Origin of the sequence: Puniceibacterium sp. IMCC21224, from assembly GCF_001038505.1 — a bacterium.
GTDB lineage: Bacteria > Pseudomonadota > Alphaproteobacteria > Rhodobacterales > Rhodobacteraceae > Puniceibacterium.
On record NZ_LDPY01000001.1, the window covers coordinates 842,987 to 856,301 of the forward strand.

Below are 13,315 nucleotides of genomic sequence, written 5' to 3' on the forward strand. Positions count from 1 at the left end.
GAGAGCTTGATGAGCGATAACGACGGCAAAAAGACATTGGGTTTGGGCGTTGGCGGTCCTCGTTCGGGGAACGTAAAGCAGAGCTTTAGCCACGGCCGGACCAAAAATGTCGTGGTAGAGACCAAACGCAAACGTGTCGTGGTGCCCAAAGTTGCGGCCCCAAAGGCGGCGGGTGCGGCTGGTGGATCCGGCATGGTATCTGCCGGAATGGCGGGCAAACGCCCTGCCGGGATCTCTGACGCCGAAATGGAACGCCGTCTCAAAGCGCTACAGGCAGCGAAACTGCGCGAAGCAGACGAGATTGCCCAGCGTGAGGCCGATGAACGCGAACGCGCAGAAGAGCGCAGCCGCCGCCGGGCCGAAATGGAGGCCAAGGAGCGAGAGCAACGCGAGGCCGCCGAAGCCGCAAAAGCCAAAGCCGAGGAAGAAGAGCGAAAGGCAGCCGAAGCCGCCGCCGCCAAGGTCGTGGCCGAAGCACCTGCCGCCGCCGCCGCGTCGCCTGCCGCTGAATCTTCGCCACGCAGCGCCGCTCCGCGGTCCGCCGCACCGTCTCCGAATGCACCCCGCAAGGCCGAACGCGAACGCGAAGAGCGTGGCCGTGGTGTAAAAACCCGCGACGATGCCGGTGGGCGTCGGGCAGGCAAGCTGACTCTGAACCAGGCGCTGTCCGGTGAGGGCGGTCGCCAGAAATCAATGGCCGCAATGAAGCGCAAGCAAGAGCGGGCGCGGCAAAAGGCTATGGGTGGCAGTGCCACGCGCGAGAAGGTTGTTCGTGATGTACAGCTGCCCGAGGCGATCATGGTTTCCGAGCTGGCCAACCGTATGGCAGAGCGTGTCGGTGACGTCGTCAAGGCGCTGATGAACAACGGTATGATGGTGACGCAGAACGAAGCCATCGATGCCGATACCGCAGAACTGATCATCGAAGAATTCGGCCACCGTGTGGTCCGCGTATCTGACGCCGATGTCGAGGACGTGCTGACCAAAATCGAAGACAAGCCCGAAGATCTGAAGCCGCGCCCGCCGGTCATTACTATCATGGGCCACGTCGACCATGGCAAAACCTCGTTGCTGGACGCGATCCGCAAGACCAAGGTCGTTTCAGGCGAAGCGGGCGGGATCACGCAGCATATCGGTGCCTACCAGGTCACAACCGACAACGGGGCGGTGCTGTCCTTCCTTGATACGCCGGGCCATGCGGCCTTTACCTCAATGCGATCGCGCGGTGCGCATGTCACGGATATCGTGGTGCTTGTTGTTGCCGCAGACGACGCTGTGATGCCGCAGACGATCGAGGCGATCAACCACGCGAAGGCTGCTAAGGTGCCAATGATCGTGGCTATCAACAAGGTCGACAAACCCAACGCTAACCCGACAAAGGTGCGCACCGATCTGCTGCAACACGAGATTGTAGTCGAGCAAATGTCCGGTGAAGTGCAGGATGTCGAAGTTTCGGCCCATACCGGGCAGGGTCTGGATGATCTGCTTGAGGCCATCGCGCTTCAGGCCGAACTTCTGGAACTCAAGGCCAACCCAGATCGCGCCGCACAAGGTGCCGTTATCGAGGCGCAGCTTGACGTCGGCCGTGGCCCCGTGGCGACGGTTCTGATTCAGAACGGGACGCTGCGGCAGGGTGACATCTTTGTCGTCGGCGAACAGTACGGCAAGGTCCGCGCGCTGATCAACGACAAGGGCGAACGGGTCAAGGAAGCAGGCCCTTCAGTTCCAGTCGAAGTGCTGGGTCTGAACGGCACACCTGCCGCTGGTGACGTCCTGAACGTGACCGAGACCGAAGCGCAGGCCCGCGAAATCGCAGAATATCGCGAAAAGCTGGCCAAGGAAAAGCGCGCAACAGCCGGTGCAGCAACCACGCTCGAACAGCTTATGGCCAATGCCAAGGCTAACGAGAGTGTTAGTGAGCTGCCCATTCTGGTCAAAGCCGACGTGCAGGGTTCTGCCGAGGCGATTGTTCAGGCGATGGAGAAGATCGGCAACGACGAGGTGCGCGTCCGCGTACTGCATTCGGGTGTCGGTGCCATTACCGAAACGGATATCGGCCTGGCCGAAGCCTCCGGTGCGCCGGTCTTTGGCTTCAACGTCCGCGCCAACGCGTCGGCACGTCAGACCGCGAACCAAAAGGGTGTCGAAATCCGCTACTACAGCGTGATCTATGACCTCGTGGATGATGTAAAAGCCGCGGCCTCGGGTCTGCTGTCGAACGAGATCCGCGAGAAATTCATCGGGTACGCGTCGATCAAAGAGGTCTTCAAGGTCACTCACGTCGGCAAGGTTGCGGGCTGCCTCATCACCGAAGGCGTGGCGCGCCGTTCGGCTGGTGTTCGACTGCTACGTGACGATGTTGTGGTCCACGAGGGCACTCTTAAGACGCTCAAGCGCTTCAAGGACGAGGTGGCTGACGTGCATTCTGGCCAGGAATGCGGCATGGCGTTCGAGAATTACGACGATATCCGCCCCGGCGATGTCATCGAAATCTTCGAGCGCGAAGAGGTCGAACGCAACCTCTGAGACCGCATCAGTCAAAGACCGACAAAAATGGAAACAGCAAAAAGGGAGGCAAGTTTGCCTCCCTTTTTTGTTCATACTGTGGACTTTTAACGTGTCAGTGCAAAAATGCCGCCGCAACCTTGGAACCGCCCGTGATACCTAGTTGTTCAGTCCCGGCATTGTTGGATCGGATTGAAGATGAATCGATCTGGCTCTGAACCCATCTGTTGAATGCGGGCCTTAGCCTATTAGAAATTGCCAATCACATGGGCTGGTCAATTCGCCACGCCGCTAACGTGATCGAGCATTTCGCCGGGTGAAACGGATGCGGTGCTGGTGAAGTTGGCACAAGCGAAAGAGGGCCGACAGTGAACAAAACTGTAGTGAAAGCCGTCGAGAAGCAGCTGAACGATCATTAGAAAACCTCCGCGAACAGTCTCGGTCCGAGGGCCACAGCAGATATGCACGATGTTCAGTTGGCCCAAAGGCTACTTTGAACGTTGGTTGAGGCCGAACTTGAGGGCCAACCTCAATTTTTGAGCCCAAGTTGGTGAATCAGCGAGCAAAAGTGGACTTGTCCCGATTTAGTTCCGGTCTCTTTCGAGCGATATTCGCAATGAAGGAGACACAAATTGGCACCAAGATACAGCGACGAGTTCAGACGTGATGCGGTTCGCATTGCAACAAGCAGTGGACTGACGCGACCTCAGATTGCGTCTGATTTAGGGGTTGGTGTTTCGACACTGAACAAGTGGGTTCAACACCATCAGAATGATGACCTGATGTCCGGCCCGCATGAGGATGTGGAGAAGGAGAACGCCCGCCTTCGCAAAGAGAACCGGCTACTCCGCGAGGAGAGGGGAGTGTTAAAGAAGGCGACGATCTTCTTCGCAGGCCAAAAGGCGTGAGGTTTGCCTTTATCGACACCTGGAAGAAGATCTGGCCCATTGAGTTTCTATGCCGCGTTTTGCGGGTAACTTCCCGTGGGTTTCGCGCCTGGAAGATCCGCCCTATCAGCCGAAGCCAGCGAGATGACATGGTGCTGTTGGCCCATATCAGAGAACAACACCGCCTTAGCCTGCAAAGCTACGGCCGACCTCGCATGACGGAGGAACTGCGCGATCTCGGTCTTGTTGTCGGGCACCGCCGGGTAGGCCGGTTGATGCGTGAGAACGCGATCAAGGTTATTCGAACCCGTAAACATAAAGTCACGACTAACAGCAATCACGCCTTCAATGTCGCCCCCAACTTTCTTGATCAGGACTTCTCTGCTGATGGCCCAAACCAAAAATGGGCAGGGGACATTTCCTACATCTGGACGAGCGAGGGATGGCTGTATTTGGCCGTGATCATCGATCTTTACTCCCGCCGGGTCATTGGCTGGGCGGTCAGTAACCGGATGAAGCGGGACCTGGCCATCAAGGCATTAGACATGGCAGTAGGGCTGCGAAAGCCACCCAAAGGCTGTATCCATCATACGGATCGTGGCTCTCAATACTGTTCAGGTGACTATCAGAAAAGTCTGAAGCAGCATGGATTTCTGGTCTCAATGAGCGGCAAGGGAAATTGTTATGACAATTCCATGGTCGAGACCTTCTTCAAATCTCTGAAAGCCGAACTGATCTGGCGTCAGAAATGGGCGACCCGCAGACAAGCAGAAGGAGCAATATTCCAATACATCAATGGGTTCTACAACCCGCGAAGACGGCATTCATCCCTTGGCGGGAAAAGTCCCTTGGCTTTCGAGAGACGGCCTCCTAACATGAGCTGAGAGACCGGAACTTTTGCGTGGCAAGTCCAATTTGAGGCTGAAACCTTCAAGGAACTTCTTCAAAACGCGCCCGCAGAACAGACGGGCGACGAATCGTGGATGTTTGACATTGCGCTTGGCACGACCTCTTGCGCCCCCCGACAGGATCGTCTAAGCCGATGCGGAACAGTGCTAATGGCGAGTTGGCGGAGAGGTTACGCAGCGGATTGCAAATCCGTGTAGACCGGTTCGATTCCGGTACTCGCCTCCAATAAAAACAGGCACTTAGCGGTGCCTGTTTTTCTTTTAGCCACTTTTTAGCCACGTTTTGCATTGGCTGTAATCTTAATCGCCCAGTTCACAAACCCGCCGTAGTTCCTGATGTTCGGATCGCGGTGCTTCTGCAACAGGGCGTGGAGGTCTGTCTCGTCGGTCTTGGTCGTGTTGGCCCAGATAGCGATGCGCTTGGCCAGTTCCCGCTTCTCCTTGTCGGTACGGCAGCAGCAGTGAGAGACGATGTCCTCGATCAGCGCCTCCTTGCCGTTACGGGCCTTGTTTGGGGCTGGAGCCTTGAAGCGGTCCATGCTGGCGGCTAGTGGCTTCATTTTAGGGACGATGTGGGGTTGGTCGGGGGTCATAGGGTTTAGGCAAAACCACGGTTAGTGTCGGTTAAAATCCATTCTCCTTTTTTCCTTGTCCGGTAATCCCCCCCGAAAGTAAGGGGCTGCGGAAGTAGAATTTTCTCGGCAAGATGCATGAGGAGATTCAGATGAAGATGACGAGATACAGTGAGCCGCAGATCCTTGCGATCCTGCGCCAGGCCGAAGGCGGTGTTCCTGTGGCCGAGCTTTGCCGCGAACATGGTATGAGCACAGCGTCCTTTTACAAATGGCGGGCGAAGTATGGCGGGATGGATGCTTCAATGATCGCGCAGACCAAGGCGCTTGAAGACGAGAACCGACGCCTGAAGAAGATGTTCGCAGAGTTGAGCATGCAGAACGAGTTGCTGAAGGAAGCCCTTGGAAAAAAGTGACTGGGCCATCTCAGCGACGAGAGATGGCCGCAACGGCGGTAGAGCGACGCGGGGTCAGTGTCGCCGTGGCGTGCCGCACCTTTGGGGTTAGCGAGACCTGCTATCGCTACAGCCCGCTTCTGAGCGATGAGAACGAACAGATTGCCGATTTGCTTGTCGGGCTGACGGATACGAGGAAGACTTGGGGCTTCGGACTTTGCTATCTGCACCTGCGCAACGTCAAAGGTCATCCGTGGAACCATAAGCGGGTCTATCGCATCTATTGCGCGCTGGAACTGAACCTGCGGATTAAGCCCCGCAAACGGCTAAAGCGGGATAAACCCGACGCGCTGGCGGTACCCGAGGCCCCCAACATGACCTGGTCGATGGACTTTATGGCCGACAGGCTGAGCGACGGTCGTCAGTTTCGACTGCTGAACGTGCTGGACGACTTCAACCGCGAAGGGCTTGGCATTGAGGTCGACTTTTCATTGCCTGCTGAACGCGTGATCCGGAGCCTCGATCGCATCATCGAATGGCGTGGCAAGCCCGGCACGATCCGGGTCGATAATGGCCCTGAATACATCAGCATCAAGCTGCTGGAATGGGCTGAGAAACAAGGTGTTACCCTCCAGCACAGCCCCAGCAGAACGCCTACATCGAACGTTACAACCGCACCGTCAGGAATGAATGGCTGGACCAACACATCATCGAAAACATCGAGGAGGCCCAAGACTTCGCCACGCAATGGCTCTGGACTTACAACAACGACCGCCCGAACATGGGCATCGGCGGCATCACACCCGCACAGAAACTGAAAATGGCCGCGTAAGTTCTACGGCTGCACCCCATTAAAAATGGGGGGATTACCGAGGAGACCGATCGGCCAGCGCATCGAACCCGCCCTCGACGTAGCGATCATACCAGCGGTAGAAAGTCGTGCGCGGAATGCCCAGCATATCCAGCGTCATTTTGGTGGGCAGATGCGAACCTTCAACGGTGCGGATGATCTCAAGCTTCTCGGTTGCAGGGTATCTCATTCCTCCACCTCCCCAGCCCCTGTCATACTTTTTTTGAGCAGACGGTTTTCCAGGGTGAGATCGGCCACGCATTCCTTCAGGGCCAAAGACTCAGAGCGAAGCTCCTTCACCTCCGGCGACGTGGCTTGGCGCGCCGTATCGCCAGACAAGCGACGCTTGCCAGCCTCCAGGAACTCCTTCGACCAGCTGTAATACAGGCTCTCGGCGATACCCTCCCGCCGACATAGCACCGAAATGCTTTCCTCACCGCGCAGGCCAGCTAAGACGATGCGGATCTTCTCCTCTGCAGAATAGGTCTGCCGCGTCTTGCGGCGGATGTTCTTGACCAGCTTGTCAGCTGCGTCCTTCGACGTTCCGGATGTCTTGTTCATCTTCGCTCCTTGAAAGCTACGATGAACCAGAAATCCTCCGTTGTTCAAATCCTCAAATCTGTCCCAAAAGCGCTGACGTCAGACAAGCGTTGGCTTTATGCCTGAGGTGAAAATTTCTTCGAGCACGTGCTGCAATGAAGACCAGCTATCCTGCCGAGACCTGCGCGCCCGATGTTCGGCGATCAGGCCAGTCGCGCCGTTGATGGCTGCAGAAACGTTTCTTTTCCAGCGTTTGGCAGCGGAGAACGTCTTACCCCAAGAGCTATCGTAATTCCTGTTCGGGAACTGGCTTTGGAAATGCATAGAGCTGGCCGGGATCCGGTCCGCACTGCGATTGAGGAGCCGTGCTGCTTTCTTCACTGCCTGGGAGTAGGTGCGACGGACTGTCTGGGCGAGGTCACAGCCATCGCTGTCGAGCCAGTTCAGCACATCCTCCAAGGTTTCTGCTTTGGGCGCCGCCTTTGCCGCATCGCTTTGGGAGATAAATTCGAAAGGATTATATGTCATAGGTGTCATGTCCTCATTTGGCCCTTCATCGTTCAGATTGGCCGTTCTTCGTTGAGACGAAGCGGAAATTGACAAACACTGCTCAATAAATGCCGCAGCATTATTGCCGGGTGGTTGTCATGTTTTCCGTTGTTCGTCGGGGGTGTCATTTAATCGTTCCCGGTGGCCGCAGATCGTGCTTCGGCGAACGGATTGTAGGTATTGGACGGAGGTTCTTGAGTGCGGTTAGCCAGGGGTTTTGGTGTGCGTCGAGCTGCCGTCGAAGCGACCGGATAGTGGGGGACTTGCAAACCCGCTTGCCAGGCGCGCAGCTGCGCTGTTCGCCAGAGCATCGGCTTTTTCCGGAGCGGGATCGGGTCTGGGAAACTCGGGTCAGGCTTTGAAACGCCACGCCGCCTTCCAGATCGTACAGACTCACCGAGTGCTTCAGCCACATCGACTGCGGTCCTATGCGGAAGCTTTAATTCTTCCCACCTGTTGCGTCGCGGTGGAGCCAAGCCCTCAGTTGTCCAGATGGAGTACCAGGGAAATTTGCCTTTGACACGCCGTAGGCCGAGTGCCCGTGCAAGTTCACGAGCGGCCCTGACAGATGGCATTCTCCAATATTCGGCCAGCTCTTTTGTGCTTGCTGAACCTGGATCGTTCTTGACGCTTTTCATGACCAAACCTCCTTACAAAAAGGAGATCGGTTCGAGTGAGCGTTAACGGAAACGCCTTTCGATCGTTTGCCCTCGCGCTTGGCGATTGCCATCGCAAAATTGTCTTGACGCAGTTCAAGGCGCTTTCCCTGTAAGGGAAATTGACCAAATGTTTCCCAAACCCAGTGCCATTGTGTGCCACTGAGTGCCACTGAGTGCCACTTTGAGGGTATTTTTGCCCAGGTAAGAAAATTTCAAAACTGGAGGTTTTCGCCTTGTAACGCCTATGTTTTCTTGGCTATACGCGTCGGTGGAGACGTGGCCGAGTGGTCGAAGGCGCTCCCCTGCTAAGGGAGTAGGCCCGGAAGGGTCTCGAGGGTTCGAATCCCTTCGTCTCCGCCACTTGCACTTGAGAAACGTTTCTCCCGATCCGGCTGCGGCCGGATTTTTCCGTTATATTCAAGGGTTGTGCGGGAGGGGCTGTTCACCGACCCCGGTGTCAAGAGGGCCAAAAGCGTTCTCTACGGGCCGATATTCTCCGGACCTGTTGACTGCGCAAATCTAGTGAAATCATCGCAAGACATTGATAATAAATAAGAAAGAACAATCCGTTGAGTTCGCATTTTTCAGAACAGGCATCTTGAAAAGGGACCGGGATCCAACTCGCCCGGCTTCATTCATCAGGTACGAGATCCCAGAAATGAGGATCTCGATCAATCAGAGCTTCTTTGGCCAACGGTACTAGTCCTGACATATCAACCGTAAACCGAACGTCAGAAACGCTTGGCGGGAGTGGGCCCCTCAAAGCGGGTATCTCACGTAAGTCGAAAAACTCGAGAGAGGTTGCCGCAAGGCGCGGATCAAACGAAACTTGCATTGACTCGGAGAGACTGGAACCAAGGGTTGAAGCGACAACCTGATGAAGTTTAAGAACAAGGTCTTCGTCTGCTGCAATCCGTTCCTCGATCGAACCAATCAGACTGTCTAAAGAAATCCCACTAGGAATGCGCTCTACCATAATTGACGCAACGACAGCTTCGGTGCCTGGCGGCGGATTGCACTGATCGTACGAAAATGTGTGCTTACGGGTCCTGACGGCACTGCTTTTGACATCTATCCGAACGTCCCCGGAGGCGAAGTCGTAGCGCGACGCTTCGTCGATGCGCCAAGCCGCAACTGCCCTTGTCGGACTTCGACTCTGCAAAATCATGAAAAGCTCGCCAAACAGTCCGTTTAACGAGCGGACAGGCGGCTTTTTAATGCTTTGAAATATCGACGCGATACGACGTACAGCCGCAGCAATTGAGGTCCGCGAAGGAGCACTCCCCAAGTGCCGCATGATGATCCGGCATACTGAGAGGAAGTACCGGATTGTTTCAGTCTCTAGGGATCGGCACCTGACTACAGTAAACAGATCTTCCCTTACCTCACCTGTGGGGTCCCTAATCACACAAGCGAGCTCGAACTGCGCGTCCAGGCTTTCAAGTCGGATGGGCGGGGGTTTTCGTCCAAACTCATTCGCAGTTGCTATAAGCAGGCACGCTCGTGCGGAAGCGTCTTTGCCTACGAAGTAGGTGCTATGCTCGGCAACCGGCCTGACCGTAAAAAACGGTGTGCCTGCACTTTCGCTATCGGGCACAACTATGCCCTCATAGATGGCGAAAAGCCCAGGTTCTGTCACGTATTCTGGCCTGGTTGATTTTGGTTTATCCAGCCCACCGCGAGCCGAGAGGGAACCCAAACCGCCAGGACAGGAACGTTCTCTCGAACAACTGATCCGTCACGTGTCAGGTCAAGTGTGTGTATCTGGACCGTGACATGTCCTTCTTCCCGAACAGCACGGTCGCCAGGATAGACTTCTCCTCTCCGTGCGGGCGGATTCACGGGCGCTTGACCCTGGAAGAGGTTGGTAACCTCGCCGCTACCATCAACGCCGCGTTCGCGTCCAGTTCTTGGGCTCATGCGGTAGACTGCGCACGGCTCGTCCGGGTCATTTTCAAGCGCCCGGCTAAGCTGCAGCAGGAGCCCAGTTATCTGCTGTGAGTCGCGGGAGCTCGTAATGCGCATCGGAATGAGCAGCCGTTCCAACACATCGCGCAGCGATAAGCCCGTCGCCACTTCGTGACGCTGAGTGTCTGTCCTGTCTTGGTGACCTTCGTCATCAATGAACTGAGTATTCGCAAGAAAATCCGCAACGGTTTGCCGATTGGCTTGAAGCACGTTGTCGGTCGCCAAAACCACACGTGGTGCAACCCAGTCATCAGAAAATCGTCCACGTATATAGTCAAACTCCAGGACGTTTTGACGGCAAGGTCGAAGAGCGTTGTCCAAAACAAAGGCGCGCTTCCAATCGTTTAAAGAACGTCCGCTATCGCGAATGTCTTCGAGTTGGACGCGCATGTCTTCCTCATGCTCGACATAACGTTGGAAGGCACGATGAGTGCCTTGCTCTAGGTAAACACGACAATAGCCGAGGTAGCCTCGCTTGTAGCCAAAGAAACGCGCCCGCTGCTGTACGGTGTCCGCGTTGCCAACGCCGATCCCGCGCGGCATGTAGGTCACGGTCAAACCTTCAATGGTGAAACCGCGGTCCATGGCCTGCCCGCCCACGAGAATCCAACCGTATGAGCTACCCCAATCCACTCTTGGAGTGGGTCCAGAGCGCGCGTTGACTTCGAGGAGGCGGGTTCGTCGAAAGGCAAATCGAAAGGTCGGTGCCAATTGATCGAAGGACGGCAAACCTGCCGGCGCGGTTTGCGCAAGATCGTCATATGCAACGCGCAGTTCCTCGACCAGTTCTTGCTTGTCAGGATCCGTATCAGGTAAGCCAAGAACACGCTTCCATTCTTCAAATATATCGCGAACCCAATTATAAAACTCTTGATGCTGAGCGGTAAGGTGCGACGGATGGACGAGCATGGAGCGATTGCCACGATTTCCCGCTTCCATTAGGCCGACAGCAACGCCAACCATGAAAATTCGCAGAGCCTCGAGTAGCGATTCCGGAGGCTCCGGAAGAGGATTGGCATTGGTTGGCACATCGGCCGGCGGAATTGTGCGAACATATTGTTGATTGTCGTCAAAGAAATCTCTTCCCCCGACATAGGCGTCGCCAGGCGTCAGGACTTCAACAAAATTTGGTGACAGGGCGTCAACAATACTAATCAGAAGCGGGGCCTGTGGAGTCGCGGTGTATTGCAGATAACTGTGCAGTGGTAGCGCGTCGCGGAGCGCCATCAGGCGGCGGTAGGTGGTGCTTTCTTCACCCTGGGCGACTTCCGTGTTGAGGCTCGCTTGATCGGCCTCGTCATCAATGATGAGAACGGGCACCCTTTCCATACCGACAGTCTGCAGAAGATGGGTCAGATTGCCTAATCGGCCGTGATGCTTGAGTACGGTGACCAGCACCGTCATCTTGTACTCGTCTGGGGTGCCTTCATCTCGCCAGTCGTCAAAGACATCTCGCATGGTTTGGACGATAGCGTCCTCTTGTTCGGGATTCTGGAAATGAATCCAACTCCTCGCGCGGCTTGAGTCATCCAGGCGAAAATCGTCGCGCACGCGTCCAGTCGATTGTTCGAGAAGGGGCTTTGAGGTCCCAGCAACAATGATGACCATCTGGAAGCCGTTATCACGGGCAAGAGCCGCCGCAGTTTCAAACGACATGGTCTTGCCGCTTTGAACATAGCCAACTACCAGACCCGTTTCTTGTCCGGCTGGATCATTGGGTGAAATGCCGCGTCCCAGAATTGAGGCGGCGGCATCTCGTACAATGTCACGACTACCGCCAGGTACAACATGCTCAAGGAAATCATGGGTTTCCGGGCCGACCACAGGCTGCCAGCGCCCCACCTGCACTTCGTGGTCTATCGGCTGAACAACAAAGGGAGCATCATCTGTCATGGATCACCTATGAAATATTACGCATCCGAAAGCGCCTGACGAATAATGTCGTTTAAGTTTCGGCGGATCGTTCCGGCATGGCGCACGCCGGAGTCACGAGCCAATACTTCCGCAAGAGCAAGCGCAGCAGCTACTCGCAAGAGCGCCTCCACATCTTCGCTATCAGTTTGTGCAAATCGGACCATGAATGGGTGCACCATCGAAACCCTAATGTCGAGACAACGCGGCTGCTCTGTTGAGGCGGCCACGTCGCTGAAAACCAACCAGAGGCTTTCTGACGGATCCTCGGTCAACTCTATGTTGATACGCCAGTCTTTGTCACGGAAGCGGATATCAAATTGCTTTCGTGCGAGAGTCCCCGCATGCGGCGATTCCTCGTCAGGCGCATCGACTGGAGGTGCATCGGATATCGCTGGCAATGCCTCAGGCAGTCGCGCTGCGATCGCTCTCGCCGTGTTATCGACCGCTTGTGTCGCAGTGCGAGTCATCTGAGCCCGAGCGACGCGCACGCGGTAGCCTTCTGCTTGTTTGAGCAGAGGCAAGTCTTCACTATCCAGGTGTTCACGTAACAGCTCTAGGAACGGCTGTTCGTTTTCGTCCCAACGAAAACCATCTTTTGTGTGGCTGACCTCGAAACCATCAAGGTGAAGTTCACCAAATAGCCGCTGATACCGGTAGCTATTCGAACTTCCGAAGATGAAGGACGGTCGATATCCTTCGTCACCACTTCCTTCGATCACACGACCACGTCGGAAAAGCGAAAAGCCAGCCTTGGCCGTATTCGCCGTCTCCCGCAGAGCGGCAAAGCCTTGGACCGACAACCCATCTCCTAGGTCAAATGCGATGTCCTTTCGCCATAAGTTTGGTGGGCCTTCCATTTCGCGGAAGTATGGAGCTGACAGAATCGGCGGTTCTTGCGGCGCGAGAGTTTCGCCGTTGAAGCGAAGCTCCAGAGCCCCCTCGCGGATAAAGACACGGTAAATGTCAGTCAGGTGTTCCTTGAGTTTCCCGACTGTGCGCCCGACAGGGACGTGAAAGGTATTTTCCAACACGATCTCAGTATAGTGAAAATCGGCTTCTTCCTGCTCTTCCTCAATATCTAATTCTTCGATCTCATCATTGACAATGTTGGCGATCTCAAAACGCACGGTACGAGCCACCGGGTCACCAAAAGCAGACGTTCGAACATACCACTGTGGTGCGAACCAGCAGGCGGCGCTTTTCATGCCCATTCCGAACTCAGCAAGACCAGTCCGGTCGGGTGGAATCGCGGCTGGGCGAAACGCTCGACCAAAATCCACGAGCGCGATGCCAGCGGCATTGTCACGGATAGAAATGCGAGCAGGAGATGTTGTGTCGATATCGATGCTTACGACGAGTTTGAAGTCGCCGCCATGGTGCGCCCGCAACTGGTTCTCATTTCGAGAGAAACTTTCGACCGCATTGTCCACGAATTCTGCAAGGGCGTACCAAGGCTTATAATTCAGATGCCTCAATACTGCGAGAACACTCACGCCAGGACGGTAATCCCCCCCGAAAGTAAGGGGCTGCGGAAGTAGAATTTTCTCGGCAAGATGCATGAGGAGATT

7 protein-coding genes, 2 tRNA genes and 2 pseudogenes are annotated in these 13,315 nt (G+C 55.6%); 5 read left to right on the forward strand and 6 right to left on the reverse strand.

Going from position 1 to position 13,315, the window contains the following annotated elements:
- Positions 1–9 precede the first annotated feature (9 nt).
- The 3 genes from infB (at position 10) to IMCC21224_RS03845 (ending at position 4,526) form a co-directional block, all read left to right on the forward strand.
- Positions 10–2,526: a translation initiation factor IF-2 gene (gene infB / locus IMCC21224_RS03830; protein ID WP_047994224.1), complete on the forward strand. Its 2,517-nt coding sequence runs from the start codon at positions 10–12 to the stop codon at positions 2,524–2,526.
- Positions 2,527–3,137: 611 nt separating this feature from the next.
- A protein-coding gene (locus IMCC21224_RS03840; protein WP_156178105.1) for an IS3 family transposase occupies positions 3,138–4,276 on the forward strand; the annotation gives its coding sequence in 2 pieces (ribosomal slippage) (positions 3,138–3,378 and positions 3,378–4,276; 1,140 coding nt in all).
- A gap of 176 nt (positions 4,277–4,452) precedes the next feature.
- Positions 4,453–4,526 (forward strand) — tRNA-Cys (locus tag IMCC21224_RS03845).
- Positions 4,527–4,572: 46 nt separating this feature from the next.
- Here the strand turns inward: IMCC21224_RS03845 and IMCC21224_RS03850 are convergent.
- A complete protein-coding gene (locus IMCC21224_RS03850; RefSeq protein ID WP_047994227.1) occupies positions 4,573–4,839 on the reverse strand; it encodes a hypothetical protein in 267 nt (88 codons plus the stop codon).
- 185 nt (positions 4,840–5,024) lie between these two features.
- Here IMCC21224_RS03850 and IMCC21224_RS03860 point away from each other — a divergent pair.
- Positions 5,025–6,099 (forward strand): annotated as a pseudogene (locus IMCC21224_RS03860) (IS3 family transposase).
- A gap of 37 nt (positions 6,100–6,136) precedes the next feature.
- Here the strand turns inward: IMCC21224_RS03860 and IMCC21224_RS03865 are convergent.
- Positions 6,137–6,678: pseudogene (locus IMCC21224_RS03865) on the reverse strand (helix-turn-helix domain-containing protein); the annotation flags it as partial.
- 78 nt (positions 6,679–6,756) lie between these two features.
- Positions 6,757–7,185, reverse strand: coding sequence for a hypothetical protein (locus IMCC21224_RS03870; protein ID WP_047994228.1), 429 nt, complete (start codon positions 7,183–7,185; stop codon positions 6,757–6,759).
- Positions 7,186–8,135: 950 nt separating this feature from the next.
- Between IMCC21224_RS03870 and IMCC21224_RS03875 the strand changes: the two genes are divergently transcribed.
- Positions 8,136–8,225 (forward strand) — tRNA-Ser (locus IMCC21224_RS03875).
- Between the two features lie 271 nt (positions 8,226–8,496).
- Here the strand turns inward: IMCC21224_RS03875 and IMCC21224_RS28910 are convergent.
- From IMCC21224_RS28910 to IMCC21224_RS03890, 3 genes are read right to left on the reverse strand one after another with little or no spacing between them, the layout of a single operon-like run.
- Positions 8,497–9,504, reverse strand: a complete 1,008-nt coding sequence (locus IMCC21224_RS28910) for a PD-(D/E)XK motif protein (RefSeq protein WP_047994229.1) — start codon at positions 9,502–9,504, stop codon at positions 8,497–8,499.
- Entirely contained in the window at positions 9,501–11,726 is a 2,226-nt protein-coding gene (locus IMCC21224_RS03885; RefSeq protein ID WP_053078883.1) for a Z1 domain-containing protein, read from the reverse strand. Before IMCC21224_RS03885 ends, IMCC21224_RS28910 begins: the two co-directional genes overlap by 4 nt.
- A gap of 17 nt (positions 11,727–11,743) precedes the next feature.
- The gene (locus IMCC21224_RS03890; RefSeq protein ID WP_047994230.1) at positions 11,744–13,306 is read right to left on the reverse strand and encodes an ATP-binding protein; all 1,563 of its coding nucleotides are present in this window, start codon (positions 13,304–13,306) and stop codon (positions 11,744–11,746) included.
- Positions 13,307–13,315 lie beyond the last annotated feature (9 nt).

What these genes read in the sequence shown, in the direction of transcription:
- IMCC21224_RS03890 (WP_047994230.1), bottom strand. Translation starts at nt 13,306, where the DNA reads ATGCATCTTGCCGAGAAAATTCTACTTCCGCAGCCCCTTACTTTCGGG.
- IMCC21224_RS03870 (WP_047994228.1), bottom strand. Translation starts at nt 7,185, where the DNA reads ATGACATATAATCCTTTCGAATTTATCTCCCAAAGCGATGCGGCAAAG.
- IMCC21224_RS03885 (WP_053078883.1), bottom strand. Translation starts at nt 11,726, where the DNA reads ATGACAGATGATGCTCCCTTTGTTGTTCAGCCGATAGACCACGAAGTG.
- IMCC21224_RS03850 (WP_047994227.1), bottom strand. Translation starts at nt 4,839, where the DNA reads ATGGACCGCTTCAAGGCTCCAGCCCCAAACAAGGCCCGTAACGGCAAG.
- infB (WP_047994224.1), top strand. Translation starts at nt 10, where the DNA reads ATGAGCGATAACGACGGCAAAAAGACATTGGGTTTGGGCGTTGGCGGT.